The following is a 23,166-nucleotide window of genomic DNA, read 5'->3' as shown; positions in this document are numbered from 1 at the left end:
CGGGGCAAATGTTTGAACTGGTAGATAGCGCACCCTCAAGCAGCGCGGTCATCAAGGTGATCGGTGGCGGCGGCGGCGGCGGCAATGCCGTCAATCACATGGTCGAGAGCAACATCGAGGGCGTGGAGTTCATCTGCGCCAACACCGATGCCCAGGCCCTCAAGCGGGTCTCCGCCAAGACCGTGCTCCAGCTCGGCACCGAGATCACCAAGGGGCTCGGTGCCGGCGCCAACCCCGAGGTGGGGCGCCAGGCGGCCATGGAAGACCGCGAGCGGATCGCCGAGCTGCTCAACGGTGCCGACATGGTCTTCATCACCGCCGGGATGGGTGGCGGTACCGGCACCGGCGGTGCCCCGGTGGTGGCCCAGGTGGCCAAGGAGCTGGGTATCCTCACCGTGGCGGTGGTGACGCGTCCCTTCCCCTTCGAGGGCCCCAAGCGCATGCGCGCCGCCGAGGAGGGCATGCGGGAGCTCTCCGAGCACGTCGACTCGCTGATCACCATCCCCAACGAGAAGCTGCTCTCGGTGCTGGGCAAGAGCGCCAGCCTGCTGACCGCCTTCAGCGCCGCCAACGATGTGCTGCTGGGCGCCGTTCAGGGCATCGCCGAGCTGATCACAAGCCCGGGCATCATCAACGTCGACTTCGCCGACGTGCGGACCGTGATGTCCGAGATGGGCATGGCGATGATGGGCTCCGGCAGCGCCATCGGCGAGAACCGCGCCAGGGAAGCCGCCGAGAAGGCCATTCGCAGCCCGCTGCTCGAGGACGTCGACCTCCACGGCGCCCGCGGCATCCTGGTCAACATCACCGCCGGCCCGGATCTCTCCATCGGCGAGTTCAACGATGTGGGCGCCACCGTTCAGGAGTTCGCCTCCCAGGACGCCACCATCGTGGTGGGCACCTCCATCGACATGGAGATGTCCGACGAGCTGCGTGTCACCGTGGTGGCCGCCGGGCTCGACGGCCGTCAGCAGGCCAAGGCAGCGACCCGCGAGCCGGCCAAGCGCGTCGAGGCAGGCAGCGACTACCGTCAGCGCCCGGCGCAGCCGGCCATGCGCCAGCAGGCCCCCCGCGCCGCCGCCGAGCCGGAGGAGGCCGCCAAGCCGCGTGCCGAGAAGCGCCGCTCCCAGGAGCTCGATGACTATCTCGATATCCCGGCCTTCCTGCGCCGCCAGGCGGATTGAGGGGCGCTATCGAGTCCATAGGGCGTGCCGGGCGAGGTTTCTTTGTCGAAACGCCCGTTCGGTGTTATAGTGAACAGTGTTTGATAACCCGACAACAGCCTGGCCACCTCTCATGATCAGACAACGCACCCTGAAGAACGTCATCCGCGCCACGGGCGTCGGCCTGCACTCCGGCAAGAAGGTCTACATGACCCTTCGCCCGGCGCCCGTGGATACCGGCATTGTCTTCGTGCGCACCGATCTGGATCCCGAGGTGCAGATTCCGGCGAAGGCCCACAACGTCACCGACACCACCCTGTGTACCGCGCTCTCCTCGGGCGGCGCCAAGGTGGCCACGGTGGAGCACCTGATGTCGGCCCTGGCCGGACTCGGCATCGACAACGCCTATGTCGACCTCAGCGCCCCCGAGGTGCCGATCATGGACGGCAGTGCCGGCCCCTTCGTGTTCCTGATCCAGTCCGCCGGCATCAGCGAGCAGAACGCGCCCAAGAAGTTCATCCGCATCAAGCGCGAGATCACGGTGACCGAGGGCGACAAGGAGGCCACCTTTCGCCCGCATCAGGGCTTCAAGGTCGCCTTCTCCATCGACTTCGACCATCCGGTGTTCGAGGAGCAGACCCAGACGGCCATGGTGGACTTCTCCACCACCTCCTTCGTCAAGGAGGTGTCGCGGGCCCGCACCTTCGGCTTCATGCGTGACCTGGAGTACCTGCGCTCCAACAACCTGGCGCTCGGTGGCAGCCTCGACAACGCCATCGTGGTGGACGACTACCGCATCGTGAACGAGGGCGGCCTTCGCTACGACGACGAGTTCGTCAAGCACAAGGTGCTGGATGCCATCGGCGACCTCTACCAGCTCGGCCACAGCCTGATCGGCGAGTTCCGCGGGGTGAAGTCGGGCCATGCGCTCAACAATCAGCTCTGCCGCGCCCTGCTGGCCCAGCCCGACTCCTACGAGATCGTCACCTTCGAGGAAGAGGCCGCCGCCGCGCCCATCTCCTACGCGGCCCCGGCCATGGCCTGACGCCAGTTCGTCCCGCCCCCATGACATGAAGAAGGCCCGCCAGCATCTGGCGGGCCTTCTTCATGTCATGGGGCTCGGGGCGTTGCCGTCATGGCTCGCGCTCGGCATGGGCGGCCAGTCGCTGGAGCGCTGCCTTGAGCCGCGGGTCGACCACGTCCTCGGCGCAGCTCGCGAGTTCATCGGCCGCTCGGGCCGGCAGATGGCGCACCTGGCGCAGCGGCGCCTTGACCGGTCGTACCGGGCGGACCTTGAGGGTGAAGCCGGTCACCGCCTCGAAGCCGGGCAGCTGGTGAAGCCGTTCGAGCAGTCGCGGCTGCTCGTAGCGCAGCCGGGTGAGCCAGGCGGCACGGTCGGTGATCAGCGTCAGGCGACCATCGCGAAAGCCGCCCACGTGCAGGTGCTCGGCCACTTCCGCGGGGAGCTGGTCACGCAGGTGCTGCTGAGCGCGCTCGATCAGTCGCGCCATGCGCATCAGCGAGCCGAGTTCGCCGTGGCCATCGAGCAGGCGGGTCATGGGCTGGGCGCGGAAGCGCTTAGCCTTTATACTCATGGGCTTGTTTCTCGGGGCCATGTTCCGGTCGCCGGACAGGAAAGCCACACTCACTCTTCACTGTGTCGGGCGCTGATGCCCGCCAGCCTAGCACGCTCGGGAGTCCATCGACAGCATGCCCGCCCGCACCCAGCATGACGATGCCAAGGCGCCTGCCGCCATGAGCCGGCGGCGCCCGGCGCGCTGGTGGCTGGCCGGGCTGCTGGTGGGGTGCCTGCTGCCGGCCGGCCTGGCCCAGGGGGAGCCGCTGCGCCAGGCCGAGCGCCTGGTGCAGGTGTGCATCCTGGCACCGGCGCTGATCCGGGCCAGCTCCCGGCTGCAGGCCCGCCGCCGCGCGCGGCGTGCCTGGCCGCTGCGCGTCCTCGGCCGCCTCGGCGCCTGCGGGCGACGTCCCCTGCCGCCATCCCCCTGCCGCCGTCCGGCGACCGCGGCCCATGATGTCCTGACCCGTCGGGGTCCGCCCTGCGTTGGCACGCTGAACCCCTGATCCTGGCCGGCTGCCTCGGGCGGCTGGCACGTTTCCACACGCAAAGACTGGACCCCCCAATGATCAATTCCCTGTTACGCAAGGTCGTCGGCTCCAAGAACGATCGTGAAGTGAAGCGCATGAGCCGCCAGACCGACCGCATCACCCTCCTCGAGCCGGAGCTGCAGGCGCTGGACGACGCCTCTCTGCAGGCGCGCACCGAAGCCTTCCGTGGCCGTCTCGACGCCGGCGAGGCACTCGATGACCTGCTCGTCGAGGCCTTCGCCACCGTGCGCGAGGCGGGCAAGCGGGTGATGGGCATGCGCCACTTCGATGATCAGATGATCGGCGGCATGACCCTGAACAGCGGCCGCATCGCCGAGATGAAGACCGGTGAGGGCAAGACCCTGGTGGCGACCCTGGCCGTCTACCTCAATGCCCTGCCCGGCAAGGGCGTGCACGTGGTCACGGTGAACGACTACCTGGCGCGCCGTGACGCCGAGTGGATGCGTCCGCTCTATGAGTTCCTCGGCCTCACCGTCGGCATCATCCATGCCGGTCAGACCAGCGAGGAGAAGCGCGCGGCCTACGCCTGCGACATCACCTACGGCACCAACAACGAGTTCGGCTTCGACTATCTGCGCGACAACATGGCCTTCTCGCTGGAGGACAAGGTCCAGCGCGGGCTCAACTTCGCCATCGTCGACGAGGTGGACTCGATCCTGATCGACGAGGCGAGGACGCCGCTGATCATCTCCGGCGCCGTGGACGAGAATACCGAGCTCTACAAGGTTGTGGACCGCCTGGCGACCCACCTGGTGGCCTGCGAGGATCCCGAGGAGCCGGCCAGCGGCGACTTCCTGCTCGACGAGAAGCACAAGCAGGTGGAGATCACCGAGACCGGCCACAACAAGGTCGAGGAGCTGATGCGGGCGGAGGGGCTGCTGGGCGAGGAGGACTCCCTCTACGCGGCCCAGAACCTCAACCTGCTGCACCACATGCATTCGGCGCTGCGCGCCCGTCACCTCTACCATCGTGACGTGGACTATATCGTCGCCGAAGGCCAGGTGGTGATCGTCGACGAGCACACCGGGCGCACCATGCCGGGCCGCCGCTGGTCCGAGGGCCTGCACCAGGCGGTCGAGGCCAAGGAGGGCGTGGCGGTGCAGCGCGAGAGCCAGACGCTCGCCTCGACCACCTTCCAGAACTACTTCCGCCTCTACGAGAAGCTGGCCGGCATGACCGGTACCGCCGACACCGAGGCCTTCGAGTTCCGCCAGATCTACGGCCTCGACGTGGTGGTGATTCCTACCAACAAGCCGCGGGTGCGGCGCGACCTCAACGACCTGGTCTACCTGACCGCCGAGGAAAAGTTCGAGGCGATCATCAAGGACGTCCAGGCCGAGACCGAGGCCGGACGCCCGGTGCTGGTGGGGACCGCCTCCATCGAGACCTCCGAGTACCTGGCCGGGCTGATGAAACAGGCTGGCCTCGCCTTCAGCGTGCTCAACGCCAAGCAGCACCAGAGCGAGGCGGAGATCATCGCCCAGGCGGGCCGCGCCGGCGCCATCACCATCGCCACCAACATGGCCGGCCGCGGCACCGACATCATGCTGGGCGGCAACTGGGAAGCCGAGGCGGCCAAGCTCGACAACCCGAGTCCCGAGCAGCTCGAGGCGCTCAAGGCCGCCTGGCAGGAGCGCCACGATGCGGTGCTGGCCGCCGGCGGCCTGCACGTGATCGGCTCCGAGCGCCACGAATCGCGGCGCATCGACAACCAGCTTCGTGGCCGTGCCGGTCGCCAGGGGGACCCGGGCTCGACCCGTTTCTTCCTGTCGCTGGAGGACAGCCTGATGCGGCTGTTCGGCTCCGACCGGGTGCAGCGCATGATGAAGGCCCTGGGCCTGGAGCGCGGCGAGGCGATCGAACACAAGATGGTCTCCAACGCCGTGGAGCGCGCCCAGAAGAAGGTCGAGAGCCGCAACTTCGATATCCGCAAGCAGCTGCTCGAGTATGATGACGTGGCCAACGACCAGCGCCGGGTGATCTACGAGCAGCGCAACGAGATCCTGGCCGCCGAACAGGTCTCCGAGGCCGTGGCGGGCATTCGCCAGGAGGTGCTGGACCTGGCCATCAGCGACTATGTGCCGCCCCAGAGCCTCGCCGAGCAGTGGGATCTCCCCGGGCTTCAGGACCACCTCAAGGCCGAGTTCAACCTGGACGTCCCGGTGGTGCAGTGGGCCGAGGAGGACGACCGCTTCCACGAGGAGCAGCTGCGCGAGCGGCTGCAGACCCTGCATCGCGAGACCTACGAGGCCAAGGTGGCCGAGGCCGGCGAGGCCCTGATGCGCCGCTTCGAGAAGCAGGTGATGCTGCAGGTGCTCGACACCCGCTGGAAGGAGCACCTGCAGTCCATGGACCATCTGCGCCGGGGCATCCACCTGCGCGGCTACGCCCAGAAGAACCCCAAGCAGGAGTACAAGCGCGAATCCTTCGAGCTGTTCCAGAACCTGCTGGCCAATATCAAGGCCGATGTGACGCGCATCCTCAGCCATGTGCAGGTGCGGCGTCCCGAGGAGGTCGAGGAGCTCGAGCAGAAGCGTCGCGAGGCGCTGGAGCGCGAGAAGGCCATGGCGGACAGCCGTCACGAGGATCCCGATGCGCTCGACCGCCCCGAGGAGTCGGGGGCGCCGCTGCCGGGAGCGGATGGACGCCCGGTGCGCCGCGAGGGGCCCAAGGTGGGCCGCAACGATCCCTGCCCCTGCGGGTCGGGCAAGAAGTTCAAGCAGTGCTGCGGCAAGCTGGACTGAGCCGCCGCCCAGCAGACAGGAGACGAGACGATGGCAGTGGGTAATGCAAGCTTTCCCGAGATGCCGGCGATCCCCGGCGTGCGCCTGGGCACCGCCATGGCGGGCATCAAGAAGGCCAACCGCCGTGACCTGGTGGTGATCGAGGCGCCCGCCGGTGCCCGCGTGGCGGGGACCTTTACCCGCAACGCCTTCTGCGCGGCGCCGGTCACCGTGGCCCGCGAGCACCTGGCCTCCGGCCAGCCGGCCCGCTACCTGGTGATCAATACCGGCAACGCCAATGCCGGTACCGGTGAGGTAGGTCTTGCCGATGCCCGCGCCACCTGCGCCGAGCTGGGGCGCCTGGCCGGGGTGCCCGGCGAAGCCGTGCTGCCGTTCTCCACCGGGGTGATCGGCGAGCCGCTGCCCATGGAGCGGGTGCTGGCGGGCCTGCCCGTGGCGCTGGCGAACCTGGCGGAGGAGGGGGCCTCCTGGCACCAGGCCGCCGAGGGCATCCTCACCACCGACACCCGCGCCAAGGGTGCCAGCGTGACCCTGGCGCTGGGGGAGGCCACGGTCACCATCAACGGCATCGCCAAGGGCTCGGGCATGATCCAGCCCAACATGGCGACCATGCTGGCCTTCGTGGCCACCGACGCCACCCTCGACCAGGCGCTGCTCGAGGAGATGCTGCGCGAGACGGTGGATCGCTCCTTCAACTGCATCACCGTGGACGGCGACACCTCCACCAACGACGCCTGCATGCTGATCACTACCCAGCAGGGACCGCGGGTCGAGGGGGAGGAGGCCATCGCCATCTTCCGCAACGGTCTGCAGCGGGTCATGACTGAGCTGGCCCAGGCGATCATCCGCGACGGCGAGGGAGCCACCAAGTTCGTGACCCTGCAGGTGAACGGGGCCGCGAGCCGTCAGGAGGCTCTCGACGTGGCCTTCACCGTGGCCAACTCGCCGCTGGTCAAGACCGCGCTCTTTGCCTCGGATGCCAACTGGGGTCGGATACTGGCGGCGGTCGGCCGTGCGCCGGTCGTGGACTTCGATGTCTCCCGGGTGGCCATCGACCTGGGCGAGGTTCGCCTGGTGGAGGCCGGTGGCCGGGCGCCCTGCTACACGGAAGAGGCCGGCAGTGCGGTGATGGCCAGGGAGGAGATCCCCATTCGCATCGACCTGGGACGCGGGGAGGAGAGCGCCACGGTATGGACCACCGACCTCTCCCATGAGTATGTAACCATCAACGCCGACTATCGCAGCTGAGCGATCGGTCAGCCGCCGGACAGAGCATCCCGCCCCCGAGGGCGGGCAAGTTGGAAAGGTGAATGAACGCAATGGTGAAGAGAAGGGTGCATGTGGCGGCCGCCGCCATCATCAGTGCCGACGGCGGGCAGGTCCTGATCGCCCGCCGGCCCAGCAACGTCGACCATGGCGGGCTGTGGGAGTTTCCGGGAGGCAAGCTGGCGCCGTACGAGACGGGCCTCGGCGGGCTCAAGCGCGAACTCCATGAGGAGCTCGGGGTGGAGATCCAGCGCGCGCAGCCGCTGATCCGCATCCACCACGAGTATCCCGACAAGCACATCCTGCTCGACGTCTGGCAGGTGCACGAGTTCTCCGGCGAGCCCTTCGGCCGCGAGGGGCAGGCGGTGCGCTGGGTGCCCATGGAGGAGCTGGTCAACTACCCCTTCCCGGCGGCCAACCTGCCGATCCTGCGTGCCGTCGCGCTGCCGACCGAGTACCTCATCACCGCCGAGGAGGAGGACGAGGCTCTCTACCTGCAGCGCCTCGAGCGTGCCCTGGTGGAGGATCGCGCCCGCCTGGTGCAGCTGCGCGCCAAGCAGCTCGACGAGACCGCCTACCTGGCCCGCGCCGAGGTCACCCTGGCGCTGTGTCGCCAGCATGGGGCTCGCCTGCTGCTCAACGCCGAGCCCGAGCTCCTCGAGCGGGTCGATGCCGACGGTATCCACCTCACCAGCGAACGGCTGATGCGCCTCGAGCGTCGCCCCATCGCCGAGGGGAAGTGGCTGGCGGCCTCTACCCACGATCGCGAGCAGCTGGTACAGGCCGGCAAGCTGGGCTGCGACTTCGTGACCCTCTCGCCGCTGCGCACTACCCCCTCCCACCCCGAGGTGCCCCCCATGGGCTGGCATGACTTCCAGCAGCTGGTGGAGCGTGCCGCCATGCCGGTCTTCGCCCTGGGCGGCATGACCCGCTTCGATGCCAACCATGCCCGCGCCGTGGGTGCCCAGGGCATCGCCTCGATCCGCGATTTCTGGAAGTAGCCGTCGGCGACGTCGGTCGCTGTAGTCAGGTTGCGCCCCGCCATCCGGCGGGGCGCGCTGCGTCAGGGGCAGGGCAGGGCGACTAGGGGCGGCGTGGTGCCCCGGCGGCCAGGCGCTGCTGCTGCCAGGCGAAGTAGAGGAACAGGCCCCCCATCACCAGGTAGCCCACCACATAGTCCGGGGCGGCGTTGAGGGCGAGGGCCGGGGCATGCATCAGGCCCACGAAGGAGAAGCCCGCGGCGACCGCGGCGAAGGCGGCGGCACGGCGGAACTGGTGGTCGATCACCGAGACCGTCATGGCGCCGATCAGGATCGCCATGAACATGGCGCCCTGGCCCAGCGGCACGATCCCGGTGGAGATGCCGGTCACCGTCTCCTCGGCGGCACGCCCGAAACGGGTCATCACGTAGTTGGCGAAGTAGGGCAGCATGGCCAGTGCCACCGCGGGGTAGTAGCGGGTGTCGTTGCTCTGGAAGGCGGTGGCGATCATCGACATGCCCACGAAGACCAGGATCGGCGCGACCACCGAGACCGGGATGATGGCGGCCAGGGCCGCGATCAGGCCGAACATGGTGGCCAGGCCGTAGACCGCGCCGTTGAGCAGGCTGTAGCCGCGCCCGGCGCCCATCCACTTGGCGCCCACGGTGGCGATGTAGACGGTGGTGGGGAAGACCCCGCCGAACAGGGCGCCGATCATGGTGCCGGCGCCGTCCACCGCCTGGCACTCGCGCACGTCGTACCTGTCGCCGGCGGCCTCCATGGCCTCGACGTTGTTCATGGTCTCGATGGCGTTGTAGAGGGTGATCGGCAGCACCACGGTGAGCACCGCCAGCATGCCGGTGAAGAGCAGCCCCAGCCCCTCGAGCCAGGCCAGGTTGGGCAGCAGCGGGTAGAAGCCCAGATGGGTGAAGGCGTCGCTGAAGCGCTCGCCGCCGGCATCCCCGATCAGGTAGGCCATGGCGGTCCCCACCACGATGGCGAACAGCGAGGTGGGCAGCCGGAAGGGCATGGCGACCCGGGCCACCAGGCCGACGATGATGATCGCCAGCACCAGCAGGCCGATCACCGGCATCTCCAGGGTCTTGAACAGCATCTCGCCGGCGATGAAGGTCAGCGCCACCCCGGCCACGGCGCCGAGCATCGCCGCCCGGGGCAGGTGATGCTGGACCCAGCGGCCGATCAGGCTGATCAGCGCCTCGATGGCGCCGCTGATGAAGCAGGCGGCCACCGCAACCTTCCAGGCCAGTTCGGCATCGCCGGTGAGCTGCTTGGCGGGCAGCAGCACCCCGAACAGGAAGACGAACATCACCGGGGTGGAGATGCCGTAGGAGAGGGCGGTGACGTCGGTGCGGTTCTCCTTCCTGGCCAGGCGCGCGGCGCTCCAGGCGTAGTAGAAGTTGCCCACCATCACGGCCACCGCGGCGCCGGGCAGCACCTGGCCGAAGACGATCGACGCCGGGGAGCCCATGCCGAGCATGGTGATGGCGATGATCACGAAGTTGGCGATGTTGTTCTGGAACAGGGCGAAGAAGGCGTCGGTGTCCTCCTTCTTGTACCAGGGATAGTGCACGGGGGAGCTGCCGGGGGTAGCCGCCATGGGGAGCCTCTTGCTGTTGGGGTGGTTGTGTACAAGGCAGGCATCAGTCTGTATGCGACCTGACTGATTGGTCAAGACTGTTGCCGCCGGGCGCGCCCCGAGGCCGCCCTGATCCCCGGTGCAGCGAAAAACAGGCGAGGAGTCTACCCGAAACGAAAACGCCCGGGCAGGGCCCGGGCGTCGGCATGGCTGGCGGCGCGGCGATCAGTTGACGGCGGCGACGGCCTTGGCCAGGTAGGGCAGGTTCTCGTGGGAGAAGCCTGCCACGTTGGCGCGGCCGGAGCGCACCATGTAGATGCCGAACTCGTCGCGCAGGCGATCGACCTGCTCAGGCGTCAGGCCGGTGTAGCTGAACATGCCGCGCTGCTCGGCGATGTGCGCATACTTCTGGTCGAGGCCGTAGGGCTTCAGGGCCTCGACGAAGTCGCGACGCAGGGTGTTGATGCGGTCGCGCATCTCGGTGAGCTCCTCGCGCCAGATGGCGGCGAGCTCCGCGGAGTGCAGGATCTCGCTGACGATGGCGCCGCCGTGGGCCGGCGGGTTGGAGTAGTTCTCACGGGCCACGATGGCGATCTGCGAGCGGACGTTCTCCATCTGCTCGGCGTTCTTCGCCACCATGATCAGGGCGCCGGTACGCTCGCAGTAGATGCCGAAGTTCTTGGAGCAGGAGCTGGTGATGATCACCTCGTCGAGGTGCTCGGCCAGCAGGCGCACGGCGTAGGCGTCCTCCTCCAGGCCCTCGCCGAAGCCCTGATAGGCGAAGTCGACCAGCGGCAGCAGGTTGCGCTCGCGCAGCACCTCGAGCACGGTCTGCCACTGCTCCCGGGAGAGGTCGAAACCGGTGGGGTTGTGGCAGCAGGCGTGCAGCACCACCACGTCGCCCTCGGGAATCTGCTTCAGGGCGGCGAGCATGCCGTCGAAGTCGAGGCGGTTGTCGGCGTCCACATAGGGGTACTTGTGCAGCGCGATGCCGGCGGCGGTGAAGATGCCGTGGTGGTTCGGCCAGGTCGGGTCGGAGACCCAGATCCCCTTGCCGGGCAGCTCCTTAGCGATGAAGTCGGCCGCCAGGCGCAGGGCGCCGGTGCCGCCGGGTGACTGGGTGGCGCTGGCGCGGTTCGCCGCGAGGACCGGAGAGCCCTCGCCCAGCACCATCGGCAGCACCACCTCACCGTACGCGGGCGCCCCGTGGGAGCCGATGTAGGTCTTGGTGGTCTCGTTCTTGAGCAGCAGGGCCTCGGCTTCCTTGACCGCGCGCATCACCGGGGTGTTGCCCTGGGCATCCTTGTAGACGCCGACGCCGAGGTCGACCTTCTGGGGGTTGGTATCCTTCTTGAAGGCCTCGATGAGACCGAGGATGGCGTCCCCGGGAACCCGCTCAATGTGTTCGAACATTTAATTCGCTACCTCGTCGGTTCTGGCGGCAAGAATGAAGTCGTTCCTGTGCAGGCCCCGTATCTTGTGTGACCACCAGGTCACGGTGACCTTGCCCCATTCGGTCAGCAGGGCCGGGTGGTGACCCGCCGCCTCGGCGATCTCGCCGACGCGGTTGGTGAAGGCCAGCGCCTGCTTGAAGTCGGGGAAGGTGAAGGCCCGCTCCAGCTGCATGATGCCATCGCGCTCGACGATCTTCCACTGGGGGATCTCCGGCTTGAACAGCGCGATCTCGGCTTCGCTGACGGTGGGGGCGCCCTTGCGGCAGGCCTCGCAGGGCTGCTGGGACAGCTGGCTCATGGTGTGGCTCCCGGGGTGATGGCATGACCCTGTCAAGGTCGTGCAGCCGGCCCCGGGCGTCAAGCACCCGCGGCGGTGGCGGCGGGATTGAGCCGCCGGGGGTGTCACGTTATCTTGACACTCCGTCATGCCGGCGTGACACCCCGTGGCCGGCCTGGCCTCCCTGATCCCCCTGAGGAGCGTTGCCACCATGCGTCTGAGGTTTCACTGCCAGAATCGGGTGGGCATCCTGCGCGATATCGTGGCCCACTTTGCCGACTATGGCCTCAACGTGGCCCGTGGCGAGGTGGGGGGCGAACAGGGCAACGCCATCTACCTGCATGTGCCCCACCTGCTCAATGCCCAGCTGGTGACCCTCAAGCCCGAGCTGGAGGCGGTGCCCGGGGTCTTCGCGGTGCGCCGGGTCGGCCTGATGCCCAGCGAGCGGCGCCACCTGGAGCTCGATGCGCTGCTCTCCTCGCTCACCGACCCGGTGATGTCCATCGACATGGAGGGGCAGGTGGTGGCCGCCAACCGCGCCGCCGGCCAGCTGCTCGGCGTGCGCATCGACGAGGTGCCGGGCCTCTCCCTGGACCGCTACCTGCCCGACCTGGACCTGCCCGAGCTGGTCCGGCGCAACAACGCCCGGGTCAACGGCCTGCGCGTCACCCTGCGTGATACCACCTTCCTGGCCGACATTGCGCCGCTGCACCGGGAGCATCTCGATGACGTGGCGTCGCTGGCCGGCGCCGTGGTGACCCTGCACCGTGCCGAGCGCATCGGCGAGCGCATCTATCAGGTGCAGCGCCAGGAGCTGCGCGGCTTCGAGGCGATCTTCCAGGCCAGCCCGCGCCTGGAGGCGCTGACCCGGGAGGCCCGGCGCATGGCGCCGCTGGATGCGCCGCTGCTGATCCAGGGCGAGACCGGCACCGGCAAGGAGCTGCTGGCGCGGGCCTGCCACCTGGCGAGCCCTCGCGGCCAGGCCCCCTTCATGGCGCTCAACTGCGCGGGGTTGCCTGAGTCCATGGCCGAGACCGAGCTCTTCGGCTATGCCCCCGGCGCCTTCGAGGGGGCCCGGCCCGAAGGCAAGCTCGGCCTGCTCGAGCTCACCGCCGGCGGCACCATCTTCCTGGACGAGGTAGGAGAGATGAGCCCGCGCCTGCAGGCCAAGCTGCTGCGGTTCCTGCAGGACGGCGGCTTCCGGCGGGTGGGCAGCGACGAGGAGACCTGGCTCGACGTGCGGGTGATCTGCGCCACCCAGCAGGACCTGCCGCGGCTGTGCGCCGAGGGGCGCTTTCGCCACGACCTCTTCCATCGCCTCAACGTGCTGTCGCTCGTGGTGCCGCCGCTGCGCGATTGTCGCGACGGCATCCCCGCCCTGGCGGAGCATTTCATCGACCGTGCCGCCCGCCAGATCGGCTGCCCGCTGCCGGCGCTCTCGGCCGCGGCCCTGGCCCGCCTGGAGGCCTACCCTTGGCCCGGCAACGTGCGCCAGCTGGAGAACGTGCTCTTCCAGGCGGTCTCGCTGTGTGACGGGGCCCGCATCGAGCCCCTTCACCTGCGCCTGCCCGAGGTGGGGGAAGGCCCCCTGCTGGCCGGCCTGGAGCTGTCGGGAAGCCTGGCCGAGATCATGGGCGCGGTGGAGCAGCGGGTGCTGGCCGCCCTCTATCCCCGCTTTCCCTCCAGCCGGCAGCTGGCCAGGCGGCTCGGGGTCTCCCACACTACCATCGCCAACAAGCTCCGGCGCCACGGCATCGGCGGGGAGGAGGGCGATGCCTGATGGAGCCGGCCGAACAGGAGGGCGTCATGCCGAACAACGCTGCACCGGGTCAGCTGCCGCTGTGGCTGAAGCTTGCCTTCACCGCCTGGATCATCGGCTGGGCGCCCACCTACTGGGTGCTGCTCGGGCCGCAGAACTACTTCTGGCTATGTAACCTGGCGAGCTTCCTGATCCTGGTTGGCCTGTGGCGGGAGAGCCGGCTGCTGCTCTCCATGCAGTGGCTGGCGGTGGCCCTGGTGGGCACCCTTTGGGCACTGGACGTGGGCACGGCCTGGCTGACGGGGGTGCATCCCATCGGTGGCACCGAGTACATGTTCGATGACGACCAGCCGCTGCTGACCCGGCTGATGTCGCTCTACCACCTGGTGCTGCCGGTAGTGGCGGGGCTGGCCATCTGGCGGCTCGGCTATGCGCCGCGGGCGCTGGCCTGGCAGTCCGTGCTGACCTGGCTGGTGGTACCGACGAGCTACCTGCTCACCGAGGCCGAGCGCAACATCAACTGGGTGCACGGCCCCTTCGGCACCCATCAGGAGTGGCTGCCGCCGCTGGTCTACCTGGCGGGGCTGATGGCGCTGTGGCCGCTGCTGATCTACCTGCCGGTGCACCTGGCGACGCGCTGGCTGCAGCGGCGTGGTCGCCTCCCAGGCGCGGGCTGAGCGGCGCCGTTCAGGCCCCTGTCGGGGCCGCGGTGCTCCTGTGCACCGCCTCGCGCACCTCGGCGTAGGGGTAGGCCTCGAGCGCCCCGAAGCCGGGCAGCTGCCTGGCCTTGAGCCGGGTGAGGCGGGGCGTGGTGATGCCGCACAGGAAGCGCGCCAGCAGGTCTGCCGTGGCGGGGCCGCCGGCGGCATCCTCGGCGAGCCGAGGGGCCAGCGCCGCGAGGTGTGCGGCGAGCTCTCGCTCCTCCAACGGGGCCAGCGACGGCGGGGCCGGCAGCCGCGCGGGCTGGCCCCGGCAGGCGGAGCAGTGGCCGCAGTGCACCGGGGCCTGGGTATCGCCGAACCACTCGGCGAGCCGTCGACTCAGGCAGTCATCGGACTCGAACAGCGCCAGCATGGCGTGCAGGCGGGCGATCTCGGCCTGTTCCCTGTCGCGGAAGTAGGCGTGGAGCTCGGCGCCGAGGGCGGCGGGGTCCCGGGGGGGAGCGAGCACCCGGTAGACCTCGGTGAGCTGCTTGCTCTCGAGCACCATCCACCCCTTCTCGACGAAATACTCGAGGGCCGTGAGCACCCGGCCGCGCTGGACGTCCAGCCCGCGCTCCGCGCCCAGCCGCTCCAGTACCGCGAAGTCCAGGGCGTGCCAGGTGCGCGCCCGGGGGGCGGCGTCGAGGATGGCCTGCACGAAGGCGCGGCGCTCGCCCGCAAAGCGCTCGACCAGAGCCTCGGGCTCCTCCTGCAGGCGGAAGCGGTAGTCGGCGAAGTAGCTGTGGCGCGGGGCGATGATGCCGCGCAGCTCCAGCTGCACCAGCAGCGTCTTGAGCGGCAGCGGGCGGATATCGCTGTCCCGGGAGAGGGCGTTCAGGGTGAGCTCCCAGTCGCCGCCATGGTGCTCGGCGGCCTCGACCAGGGCATCGATCACGCGAACGATGCCCTGGCGCTCCGGGGTGTCGCCGTAGACGAAGGTCTCCAGCACCCCGAGGGTGTCGCGCCCCGCCAGCATCAGGCACTCCGAGGGCTGGCCATCACGGCCCGCTCGGCCGATCTCCTGGCTGTAGTTCTCGATGGACTTGGGCAGGTCGAAGTGCACCACGGCGCGGATGTCGGCCTTGTCGATGCCCATGCCGAAGGCGATGGTGGCGACGATGCAGGAGGTCTTCCCGGCCATGAAGTCGCGCTGGATCGCCTCGCGCCGCTCGCTCTCCAGTCCGGCGTGATAGGCGGTGGCCTTGACGCCGGCCTTGTCCAGATAGGCGGCCAGGCGTTCGGCGGTCTGCTGCAGGGTCACGTAGACGATGGTGGGAAAGCCGACGTCGCCGCCCTGGCGTGCCTTGAGCCAGGCCGCCAGGGCCCGCGGGCGGGAGTCGGCGGCCACCGGCGCCACCGTCAGGTCCAGGTTGGGCCGATAGAAACCGGTGAGGGTGACGTCGGCCTCGGCGATGCCGAAGCGCCGGCGCATGTCCTCGATGACCCGCGGGGTGGCGGTCGCGGTGAGCAGCAGCACCTGGGGAATCGCGAACTCGCGCTGGTAGTCGGGGAGCTTCAGGTAGTCGGGACGAAAATTGTGGCCCCACTCGGAGATGCAGTGGGCCTCGTCCACCACCATCAGCGAGATCGGCACGCGGCGAATGAAGGCGCGGAAGCGCTCGTTCTTCAGGCGCTCCACCGAGATCATCAGGATGCGGATCTCGCCACGCTCGACCCCGCCCATCACCGCGGCGGCCTCGTCGCGGCTCTGGCCGGAGTCGATGCTGGCGGCGGCGATGCCATGGCGCCGGAGAAAGGCGAGCTGGTCCTGCATCAGCGCCAGCAGCGGCGAGATCACCAGCGTCAGGTGCGGCAGGTGGAGGGCGGGCAGCTGGTAGCAGAGCGACTTGCCGGAGCCGGTGGGGAAGATCGCCGCCGCCGAGCGGCCGGCCGCCACGGCCTCGACCACCGGGCGCTGCCCGGGGCGAAAGTCGTCATGGCCGAATACCTGTCGGAGTGTCTGCTCGATCATGTCGCCATTCCCTTGTCAGCCTTTTTATGTATGGGCATACAGTATAGCCGATACGCCGGTGGCAGGTGCAGCTGATGGCCTGGCATGGGGCGTCGTCCGCGGTGGCAGGTCGTGCCGGTACCGCGTGCCGGTCAGCGCGGGGCGTCGTAGCGACCTTGGCGCTGGCGGGAGAAGACCAGCTGCCAGAGCTGCAGGTCGCGGGCGCGGAAGGCGCCGGCGCAGACGGAGAGGTAATACCGGAACATGCGTCGGGTGCGTTCGTTGTAGCGTGGGGCCACCTCGTGCCAGCGGGCGTCGAAGTTGGTAAGCCAGGCCATCAGGGTCGGGTCGTAGTCGGGCCCGAAGTTCTGCCAGTCCTCCAGCAGCAGGTGGGGTTCGCTGGCCCTCGCGACATGCATGGCCGACGGCAGCACGCCGTTGGGGAAGATGTACCTGTTGACCCAGGGGTCGGCCGAGATCTCCGAGCGGTTCGAGCCGATGGTGTGGAGCAGGAAGAGCCCCTCCGGCATCAGGTGCTCCGACACGGTGCGGAAGTAGGTCGGGTAGTTGCGGTGGCCGACGTGCTCGAACATGCCGATGGAGACGATGCGGTCATAGCGGCCGCTCAGGTCGCGATAGTCCTTGAGCTCGATGGTCACCGCCAGGTCCCGGCAGCGCTCCCGGGCCAGCTCGGCCTGCTCCCGCGAGATGGTGATGCCGGTGACCTCCACGCCATGGTGGCGGGCGGCGTGTTCGGCGAAGCTGCCCCAGCCGCAGCCGATGTCCAGCACGCGCAGGCCCGGCTCGAGCTCGAGCTTGCGGCAGGCCAGCTCCAGCTTGGCCCGCTGGGCCTCGTGGAGGGTGCGCGCCTCCTTCCAGTAGCCGCAGGAGTAGCACATCGTCGGGTCGAGCATGCGTTCGAAGAGGTCGTTGCCGAGGTCGTAGTGGGCCTCGCCGACGATATGGGCGCGGGCCTTGCTCTGCAGGTTGAACAGGCCCGACTGCAGCCGGTACCTCAGCCGCTCGGAGGGGGTGTGGGCGCGCTCGCCCAGGCCGTGACGCAATAGCCGGCAGGCCATCTCGTCGATGCGGTCGCAGTCCCACCAGCCGTCCATGTAGGCCTCGCCGAGCCCCAGGGTGCCCTGGCGCAGCACGCGCGAGAAGAAGTCGGGGTGATGGACGCGCAGGTCCTGAGGGGCCTGGCCGTTGAGGGCCACCCCGGAGCCCTCCAGCAGCTGTTCGATGACCCGCCGGGCGCGGGTCTCGGGGAGGGCGATGGGGCCGATGCGGGAATCGCTGGTCATGGAGTCCTCCTGATCCAGCCGAGTCGGTGTTCCCGGGCTGGCGCACCCGGATGTGGTGCGGCGCAAACCCTTGAAAAGGAGCATAGCCCAGTCGCCGTGACCCGGTGGGTTCCGTCGTGGGTGTCAAGATTTCGTGACGCCCTGTCAGGAATTCCTGCCGCCCGGGAGGCCGGACGGTGCTGGCAGGTGTGCCTGTAACGAAATCCTTACGACTGGCGGCCGCGGGGCAGGCGACCGGGCCCCGACCGGGCCCGGCGGGGGCGTATCACGACGCCTCGTCCCCCTCTAGGCTGGGTCTCGACAACCGAGGCGACCCGGCATGGCCGGGCGCCTGACAACAACACCCCCTGGAGACCCGCCATGAACGCACCCGCCCGAGAGCCCCTGACGCCCACCGCCAAGGGCAACCCCATCGGCACCGACGGCTTCGAGTTCGTCGAATTCACGGCCCCCGACGCTTCCGGCATCGAGGCGCTGCGCCAGCTCTTCGGCCAGCTGGGCTTCACCGAGACCCGTCGCCACCGTTCCAAGCAGGTCTTCCTGTTCCAGCAGGAGGGCGTCAACTTCGTGCTCAACGCGGAGCCAGCAAGCCATGCCGCCGAGTTTGCGCGCCTCCACGGCCCCAGCGCCTGCGCCATGGCCTGGCGGGTCTCCGACACCCGCCAGGCCTTTGAGCATGCCCTGGCCAACGGCGCCGAGGCGGTGGAGAACCCGGTCGGCCCCGGCGAGGTCGGCATCCCGGCCGTCAGGGGCATCGGTGGCTCGCTGCTCTATTTCGTCGACCACCGGGTCAACGAGGCGGGGCGCACCATCTATGAGATCGACTTCGAGCCGATCCCCGGTCGCAGCGCCACCGATGGCAGCGTGGGTCTCAAGGTGCTCGACCACCTGACCCATAACGTCGCGCGTGGCCAGATGGATGTGTGGGCCGACTTCTACACCCGCATCGCCAACTTCCGCGAGATCCGCTACTTCGACATCGAGGGCAAGATGACCGGGCTGCATTCCCGGGCCATGACCGCCCCCTGCGGCAAGATGCACATCCCGATCAACGAGTCGGCGGACGACACCTCCCAGATCGCCGAATTCCTGCGCGAGTACAACGGCGAGGGCATCCAGCACCTGGCCATGGCCACCGATGACATCTACGCCACGGTGCGCGCGCTCAAGGCCAACGGGGTGACCTTCCTGACCACGCCGGACACCTACTACGAGAAGCTCGACGCGCGGGTGCCCAACCACCAGGAGGACCTGGGCGCCCTGCGCGAGCTCAGCCTGCTGGTGGACGGCGGTCCGGACGAGGGCGTGCTGCTGCAGATCTTCACCGACACGGTGATCGGTCCGATCTTCTTCGAGATCATCCAGCGCAAGGGCAACGACGGCTTCGGCGAGGGCAACTTCAAGGCGCTCTTCGAATCCATCGAGGAAGACCAGATCCGTCGCGGCGTGCTCAAGGCCGAGTGAGCCGCGGCGCCCCCTGCCGGAGCGAAGAAGAATAACGCCATGGCAGGCTGCCAAATCACGGCAATATCCATCACAATGCCGGGCCAGAACGGCCTGGTATTGTGGTGTCCAACCATAAAAGCAACGTGATTCCCCTGGTGTAACATGACGACGAACGCACAACCTCGTGCCCAGTGGCTCGGCCGCTGGGGCTTCGTGCTGGCGGCCACCGGTTCCGCGGTGGGTCTCGGCAACATCTGGAAATTTCCCTACATCACCGGCGAGTACGGCGGCGGCGCCTTCGTACTGGTCTACCTGGCCTGCATCCTGGCAGTGGGCATCCCGGTGATGATGACCGAGATCGCCTTCGGGCGTCGCGGCCGCGGCAGCCCCATCGACGCCGTGCGGCGGGTCGTCAACGAGTCCGGCCGCGCCTCTGCCTGGTCGCTGCTGGGCTGGATGGCGATGCTCTGCGGCTTCATGATCCTCTCCTTCTATGCGGTAGTGGCAGGCTGGTCCTTCGCCTACCTGTGGAAGATGCTGACCGGTGTCTTCGCCGGGGCCGGCGCCGACGACATGGTGGGGATCTTCGTCGCCAACAACGAGAACCCGCTGAACCTCGGCTTCTGGAGCACCCTGGTGGTGGTGGCTACCATGCTGATCGTCGGCAAGGGGGTGCAGGCCGGCATCGAGCGCAGCGTCAGCTGGATGATGCCCGGCATGGTGGTGATGCTGGCGATTCTGATCGGCTACGGCGTGTTCTCCGGCGGCTTCGGCGAGGCGTGGCGCTTCCTGTTCTCCTTCAACGCCGGCAGCCTGTCGAGCGAGGGGATGCTGGCGGCCCTGGGCCATGCCTTCTTCACCCTGTCGCTGGCCTCCGGTGCCATCCTCACCTACGGCAGCTACCTGCCGGCCCGGGCCTCCATCGCCCGCACCACCCTGACCGTGGCCGCCGCCGATACCTTGGTTGCGCTGATGGCGGGGCTGGCGATCTTCCCGATCATCTTCGCCAACGGCATGAGCCCGGCGGAGGGGCCGGGGCTGATCTTCATGAGCCTGCCGCTGGCCTTCCAGGCAATGCCGCTGGGCACCCTGTTCGGCATCCTCTTCTTCGTGATGCTCTCCATGGCGGCGCTCACCTCGTCGATCTCCATGGTGGAGGCCACCGTCTCCTGGCTGACCGACAACAAGGGGATCTCGCGCCGCGCCGCGGCCTGGGGCACCGGCATCGTGCTGTGGGTGGTGAGCACCCTGGCGATGCTCTCCTTCAACCTGGGCGCCGACTGGACCCTGGCCGGGCGCAACGTCTTCGACTGGCTCGACTACCTGACCGCGCGCTGGATGATGCCGCTGGGTGGGCTCGGCCTGGTGCTGCTGGCCGGTTTCGTGCTCAAGAGCGAGATCCTGCGTGACGAACTCGGGCTCTCGCCGCGGGCCCATGCGCTGTGGCTCTTCGCCGTGCGCTACCTGGCCCCGCTGGGCATTCTGGTGATCTTCGCCGACGCCCTGGGCGTGGCCCGCATCGAGTTCGGCCTGCACTGGCCCTGGCTGCTGGCGACGTTGGTCGTGATCACCCTGATCGGTGAGCTCGCCTGTCCCAGGCTGCGTCGCACCCTCCAGGGCTGAGCCCCTCTCGCCACCCGCCCATCGCCCCCGCCTCGTCGGGGGCGATGACGTTTCGGGCGGTGGAAAAGGTTATAAGCTCGGTGCGGATGGAGAGTGGCAGGCGCGTGGCAAAATCATTACCTTTCGGAATATCAACAAATAGATTGTCCGAGGTAATGGAATATGCAGCAGAGCCCGTCTCCCCACGAGCCCCCAGGCACCGCCTTCGCGCCGGGCAGCGTCTGCCTGGTGGGGGCAGGCCCCGGCGACCCGGAGCTGCTGACGCTGAAGGCGCTGCGCCGCCTCCGGCAGGCCGAGGTGGTCCTGCACGATCGACTGGTCGGGGCGGAGATCCTGGCCCTGGCCAACCCGGCGGCCGAGCGCCTCTACGTGGGCAAGGCGCGCTCGAACCACAGCGTCCCCCAGGAGGGCATCAACCAGGCGCTGGTGGAGTGGGCGAGGGCGGGGAAACGTGTCCTGAGATTGAAGGGGGGCGATCCCTTCATCTTCGGGCGTGGCGGCGAGGAGCTCGAGACCCTGGCGGCGGCAGGCATCCCGGTGGAGGTCGTTCCCGGCATCACCGCCGCTTCGGGGTGTGCCGCCTATGCCGGCATCCCGCTGACCCATCGCGACCACGCCCAGTCGGTGCGCTTCATCACCGGCCACCTGAAGAACGGCAGCGCCGAGCTGGACTGGCCAGCCCTGGCCAGCCCCGGCCAGACCCTGGTCTTCTACATGGGCCTGCATGGCCTGCCCGAGATCTGCCGTCAGCTGGTGGCCCATGGCCTCCCCGAGACCACCCCGGCGGCCCTGATCGAGCAGGGCACCACGGCGCGCCAGCGGGTGCATCGCGCGACCCTCGCCGACCTGCCGGCGCGACTGGCCCAGGCGTCGCCCCGGCCACCCACCCTGATCATCGTCGGTGGAGTGGTCGGGCTGCACGGCACCCTGGCCTGGTTCGACCCCGCGCATGCCGGGGCCGGTGGCTGGGAGACCGGTAGCCGCGGCTGAGGCGGGGCGCTGCCGGCGACGGCGTGGTCGTCGCGTGCGACAATGAGGGCTCCACGATCGTCGGGAGCCCATCATGACGGCTCGTCCCAATGATGCCCTCGCCGAGGTGAGGCGACTGCGCCACCAGCGCCCGCGGCGCCACCACCTGATGCGCAGCTTCCGCCTGCAGGTGATGCTGCTGGTGGGGGTGCTGCTCGCCGCCATGCTGCTGGCCCAGGGCGCCTACCTCAATCACCGCAAGGCCGAGATCATCAGCGACCAGATGGGCCAGCGTGCCCTGGCGGTGGCCCAGAGCGTGGCCGCCATTCCCGAGCTGGTCGCGGCCTTCGATGAGCCCGACCCCAGTGTCACCATCCAGCCCATCGCCGAGCGTATCCGCCGCGACACCGGGGCCCGCTATGTGGTGGTGGGCAACGCCGAGGGCATCCGCTACTCCCACCCGCTGCCGGACCGCATCGGCCTGCCCATGGTCGGGGGCGACAACGACCGGGCGCTGATCGGCGGCGAGTCCTACGTCTCCGAGGCCGAGGGCTCGCTGGGCGAGGCGATGCGCGGCAAGACCCCTGTGTTCGACGCCGAGGGCAACATCATCGGCATCATTTCGGTGGGCTTCATGCTCGACCGGGTGGCCCTGGACGTGGGGGGACACACCAGCCTCGGCTGGTGGCTGGTGGCGGCCATGATCGCCCTGGGCTTCGCCGGCGCCTACGGGCTCTCCCACCACCTCAAGCGGGTGATCCTGGGCCTCGAGCCCCACGAGATCGCCCGGCTCGCCATGGAGAAGGAGGCGATCCTGCAGTCGATCCACGAGGGGATCCTCGCCGTCAACCGCGAGGGCGAGATCACCCTGGTCAACCAGCAGGCGCGGCGCTTCCTGGGGCTGCCCGAGGCCCGGGAGGTGCTGGGGCGGCCGATCCAGGAGCTGGTGCCCAACTCGCGGCTGCTGGAGGTGCTCGAGCGCGGCGAGCGGCAGTTCGACCAGCAGATGTGGCTCGGCGACCACCCGGTGGTGGTCAATCGGGTGCCGGTGCGCCACGCCGGCGAGATCGAGGGGGCCGTGGCCACCTTCCGCAGCCGCCGCGAGATCGTCGAGCTCTCCGATGCCCTGACCGCCGCCAGCCGCGACGTGGACATGCTGCGTGCCCAGGCCCACGAGTTCTCCAACAAGCTCTACACCCTCTCCGGGCTGCTGCAGCTCGATCGCATCCAGGAGGCCCTGGCGCTGATCCACCAGGAGAGCGAGCGGGCGCAGGCGCAGATGAGCTTCCTGATGGGCCACGTGGCCGACCCGGTGATCAGCGGCACCCTGCTCGGCAAGCTGACCCGGGCCCGCGAGATCGGCGTGGTGCTGGAGATCGACGACCAGAGCTCCTTCTCGCTGCCGATGACCGCCGCCGGCCAGGAGGTGCTGATGACGGTGCTGGGCAATCTCATCGACAACGCCTGCGATGCCGCCCGGCAGGGCGCCGGCCCGGATGGCGATGGAGACCGTGGCGAGCTGCCGCGGGTCAGGCTCTTCTTCACCGACCTGGGCGAGCAGCTGCTGATCGAGGTGGAGGACAACGGCCCCGGTGTGCCGTCCGCCCAGGTGGCGCGCATCTTCGAGGAGGGCTACTCCACCAAGCCCGGCCGCCACCGCGGCATCGGCCTGGCCCTGGTCGCTCGCCTGTGCGCCGAGCACGGCGGCGCCATCACCCTGGAGGAGAGCGAGCTGGGCGGGGCCTGCTTCACGGTGGTGCTGGACCGTTCGCTGTGCCGCGACCCGGCCACGGCCTGAGCGAGCC

The 23,166-nt window shown here is 68.9% G+C and carries 18 protein-coding genes; 12 read left to right on the top strand and 6 right to left on the bottom strand.

Features of this window, described 5'->3' with window-relative positions:
- The first annotated feature begins 8 nt into the window (after positions 1 to 8).
- Together ftsZ and lpxC are read left to right on the top strand one after the other, a co-directional pair.
- Positions 9 to 1,184, top strand: coding sequence for a cell division protein FtsZ (ftsZ, locus tag B6N23_RS04315; RefSeq protein ID WP_305502200.1), 1,176 nt, complete (start codon positions 9 to 11; stop codon positions 1,182 to 1,184).
- Between the two features lie 112 nt (positions 1,185 to 1,296).
- Positions 1,297 to 2,208, top strand: coding sequence for a UDP-3-O-acyl-N-acetylglucosamine deacetylase (gene lpxC, locus B6N23_RS04310; RefSeq protein WP_169957912.1), 912 nt, complete (start codon positions 1,297 to 1,299; stop codon positions 2,206 to 2,208).
- Between the two features lie 88 nt (positions 2,209 to 2,296).
- Here the strand turns inward: lpxC and B6N23_RS04305 are convergent, their stop codons facing one another.
- A complete protein-coding gene (locus B6N23_RS04305; protein WP_169957913.1) occupies positions 2,297 to 2,758 on the bottom strand; it encodes a DUF721 domain-containing protein in 462 nt (153 codons plus the stop codon).
- A 115-nt stretch (positions 2,759 to 2,873) separates the two neighbouring features.
- On the opposite strand from B6N23_RS04305, the gene B6N23_RS04300 reads away from it, so the two are divergent.
- The 4 genes from B6N23_RS04300 to B6N23_RS04285 all read left to right on the top strand — a co-directional run bounded on the left by B6N23_RS04300 (position 2,874) and on the right by B6N23_RS04285 (position 8,301).
- Positions 2,874 to 3,245 carry a hypothetical protein gene (locus tag B6N23_RS04300; protein WP_305502196.1) on the top strand — a complete coding sequence of 124 codons (372 nt, stop codon included), beginning with the start codon at positions 2,874 to 2,876 and terminating at the stop codon, positions 3,243 to 3,245.
- Between the two features lie 59 nt (positions 3,246 to 3,304).
- Positions 3,305 to 6,034 carry a preprotein translocase subunit SecA gene (secA, locus tag B6N23_RS04295; RefSeq protein WP_305502193.1) on the top strand — a complete coding sequence of 910 codons (2,730 nt, stop codon included), beginning with the start codon at positions 3,305 to 3,307 and terminating at the stop codon, positions 6,032 to 6,034.
- A 30-nt stretch (positions 6,035 to 6,064) separates the two neighbouring features.
- Entirely contained in the window at positions 6,065 to 7,282 is a 1,218-nt protein-coding gene (gene argJ / locus B6N23_RS04290; RefSeq protein ID WP_305502191.1) for a bifunctional glutamate N-acetyltransferase/amino-acid acetyltransferase ArgJ, read from the top strand.
- Between the two features lie 71 nt (positions 7,283 to 7,353).
- Positions 7,354 to 8,301, top strand: a complete 948-nt coding sequence (locus B6N23_RS04285) for a Nudix family hydrolase (protein ID WP_119020830.1) — start codon at positions 7,354 to 7,356, stop codon at positions 8,299 to 8,301.
- Between the two features lie 82 nt (positions 8,302 to 8,383).
- Here B6N23_RS04285 and B6N23_RS04280 read toward each other — a convergent pair whose 3' ends face one another.
- From B6N23_RS04280 to B6N23_RS04270, 3 genes are all read right to left on the bottom strand, one after another.
- Complete coding sequence (locus B6N23_RS04280) at positions 8,384 to 9,898, bottom strand: NCS2 family permease (protein ID WP_305502189.1); 1,515 nt, start codon at positions 9,896 to 9,898, stop codon at positions 8,384 to 8,386.
- Positions 9,899 to 10,102: 204 nt separating this feature from the next.
- Positions 10,103 to 11,290 (bottom strand): amino acid aminotransferase, encoded by a 1,188-nt coding sequence (locus tag B6N23_RS04275; RefSeq protein WP_169957918.1) that lies wholly within the window; start codon positions 11,288 to 11,290, stop codon positions 10,103 to 10,105.
- Positions 11,291 to 11,629 carry a 4a-hydroxytetrahydrobiopterin dehydratase gene (locus B6N23_RS04270; RefSeq protein WP_119020834.1) on the bottom strand — a complete coding sequence of 113 codons (339 nt, stop codon included), beginning with the start codon at positions 11,627 to 11,629 and terminating at the stop codon, positions 11,291 to 11,293.
- A gap of 190 nt (positions 11,630 to 11,819) precedes the next feature.
- On the opposite strand from B6N23_RS04270, the gene B6N23_RS04265 reads away from it, so the two are divergent.
- Together B6N23_RS04265 and B6N23_RS04260 are read left to right on the top strand one after the other, a co-directional pair.
- On the top strand, positions 11,820 to 13,388 hold the full coding sequence (locus B6N23_RS04265) for a sigma-54-dependent transcriptional regulator (RefSeq protein ID WP_305502186.1): 1,569 nt from the start codon (positions 11,820 to 11,822) through the stop codon (positions 13,386 to 13,388).
- Between the two features lie 26 nt (positions 13,389 to 13,414).
- Complete coding sequence (locus tag B6N23_RS04260) at positions 13,415 to 14,044, top strand: hypothetical protein (RefSeq protein ID WP_305502184.1); 630 nt, start codon at positions 13,415 to 13,417, stop codon at positions 14,042 to 14,044.
- 10 nt (positions 14,045 to 14,054) lie between these two features.
- Here the strand turns inward: B6N23_RS04260 and B6N23_RS04255 are convergent, their stop codons facing one another.
- Together B6N23_RS04255 and cfa are read right to left on the bottom strand one after the other, a co-directional pair.
- Positions 14,055 to 16,040, bottom strand: a complete 1,986-nt coding sequence (locus B6N23_RS04255) for a RecQ family ATP-dependent DNA helicase (RefSeq protein WP_305502182.1) — start codon at positions 16,038 to 16,040, stop codon at positions 14,055 to 14,057.
- A gap of 131 nt (positions 16,041 to 16,171) precedes the next feature.
- The gene (gene cfa, locus B6N23_RS04250; RefSeq protein ID WP_305502180.1) at positions 16,172 to 17,323 is read right to left on the bottom strand and encodes a cyclopropane fatty acyl phospholipid synthase; all 1,152 of its coding nucleotides are present in this window, start codon (positions 17,321 to 17,323) and stop codon (positions 16,172 to 16,174) included.
- A gap of 360 nt (positions 17,324 to 17,683) precedes the next feature.
- Between cfa and hppD the strand changes: the two genes are divergently transcribed.
- The 4 genes from hppD to B6N23_RS04230 all read left to right on the top strand — a co-directional run bounded on the left by hppD (position 17,684) and on the right by B6N23_RS04230 (position 23,159).
- Positions 17,684 to 18,787, top strand: coding sequence for a 4-hydroxyphenylpyruvate dioxygenase (gene hppD, locus B6N23_RS04245; RefSeq protein ID WP_305502178.1), 1,104 nt, complete (start codon positions 17,684 to 17,686; stop codon positions 18,785 to 18,787).
- Positions 18,788 to 18,931: 144 nt separating this feature from the next.
- Positions 18,932 to 20,392, top strand: coding sequence for a sodium-dependent transporter (locus tag B6N23_RS04240; protein WP_302141975.1), 1,461 nt, complete (start codon positions 18,932 to 18,934; stop codon positions 20,390 to 20,392).
- A gap of 162 nt (positions 20,393 to 20,554) precedes the next feature.
- Positions 20,555 to 21,382: a uroporphyrinogen-III C-methyltransferase gene (cobA, locus tag B6N23_RS04235; RefSeq protein WP_302141977.1), complete on the top strand. Its 828-nt coding sequence runs from the start codon at positions 20,555 to 20,557 to the stop codon at positions 21,380 to 21,382.
- Positions 21,383 to 21,455: 73 nt separating this feature from the next.
- Positions 21,456 to 23,159 (top strand): ATP-binding protein, encoded by a 1,704-nt coding sequence (locus tag B6N23_RS04230; protein ID WP_305502174.1) that lies wholly within the window; start codon positions 21,456 to 21,458, stop codon positions 23,157 to 23,159.
- The last annotated feature ends 7 nt before the right edge of the window (positions 23,160 to 23,166 follow it).

Origin of the sequence: Halomonas alkalicola (assembly GCF_030704205.1) — a bacterium.
Classification (GTDB): Bacteria; Pseudomonadota; Gammaproteobacteria; order Pseudomonadales; family Halomonadaceae; genus Halomonas; species Halomonas alkalicola.
Note: the sequence above shows the minus strand (reverse complement) of the source record. Positions and strands in the feature narration are given on the sequence as shown.

Excerpts from the sequence above, each read along its gene's own strand:
- B6N23_RS04285 (WP_119020830.1), top strand. The coding sequence starts at position 7,354 with ATGGTGAAGAGAAGGGTGCATGTGGCGGCCGCCGCCATCATCAGTGCC.
- B6N23_RS04305 (WP_169957913.1), bottom strand. The coding sequence starts at position 2,758 with ATGAGTATAAAGGCTAAGCGCTTCCGCGCCCAGCCCATGACCCGCCTG.
- ftsZ (WP_305502200.1), top strand. The coding sequence starts at position 9 with ATGTTTGAACTGGTAGATAGCGCACCCTCAAGCAGCGCGGTCATCAAG.
- hppD (WP_305502178.1), top strand. The coding sequence starts at position 17,684 with ATGAACGCACCCGCCCGAGAGCCCCTGACGCCCACCGCCAAGGGCAAC.
- argJ (WP_305502191.1), top strand. The coding sequence starts at position 6,065 with ATGGCAGTGGGTAATGCAAGCTTTCCCGAGATGCCGGCGATCCCCGGC.
- B6N23_RS04230 (WP_305502174.1), top strand. The coding sequence starts at position 21,456 with ATGACGGCTCGTCCCAATGATGCCCTCGCCGAGGTGAGGCGACTGCGC.
- cfa (WP_305502180.1), bottom strand. The coding sequence starts at position 17,323 with ATGACCAGCGATTCCCGCATCGGCCCCATCGCCCTCCCCGAGACCCGC.
- cobA (WP_302141977.1), top strand. The coding sequence starts at position 20,555 with ATGCAGCAGAGCCCGTCTCCCCACGAGCCCCCAGGCACCGCCTTCGCG.
- lpxC (WP_169957912.1), top strand. The coding sequence starts at position 1,297 with ATGATCAGACAACGCACCCTGAAGAACGTCATCCGCGCCACGGGCGTC.
- B6N23_RS04260 (WP_305502184.1), top strand. The coding sequence starts at position 13,415 with ATGCCGAACAACGCTGCACCGGGTCAGCTGCCGCTGTGGCTGAAGCTT.
- B6N23_RS04270 (WP_119020834.1), bottom strand. The coding sequence starts at position 11,629 with ATGAGCCAGCTGTCCCAGCAGCCCTGCGAGGCCTGCCGCAAGGGCGCC.
- B6N23_RS04255 (WP_305502182.1), bottom strand. The coding sequence starts at position 16,040 with ATGATCGAGCAGACACTCCGACAGGTATTCGGCCATGACGACTTTCGC.
- secA (WP_305502193.1), top strand. The coding sequence starts at position 3,305 with ATGATCAATTCCCTGTTACGCAAGGTCGTCGGCTCCAAGAACGATCGT.
- B6N23_RS04275 (WP_169957918.1), bottom strand. The coding sequence starts at position 11,290 with ATGTTCGAACACATTGAGCGGGTTCCCGGGGACGCCATCCTCGGTCTC.
- B6N23_RS04300 (WP_305502196.1), top strand. The coding sequence starts at position 2,874 with ATGCCCGCCCGCACCCAGCATGACGATGCCAAGGCGCCTGCCGCCATG.
- B6N23_RS04265 (WP_305502186.1), top strand. The coding sequence starts at position 11,820 with ATGCGTCTGAGGTTTCACTGCCAGAATCGGGTGGGCATCCTGCGCGAT.
- B6N23_RS04280 (WP_305502189.1), bottom strand. The coding sequence starts at position 9,898 with ATGGCGGCTACCCCCGGCAGCTCCCCCGTGCACTATCCCTGGTACAAG.
- B6N23_RS04240 (WP_302141975.1), top strand. The coding sequence starts at position 18,932 with ATGACGACGAACGCACAACCTCGTGCCCAGTGGCTCGGCCGCTGGGGC.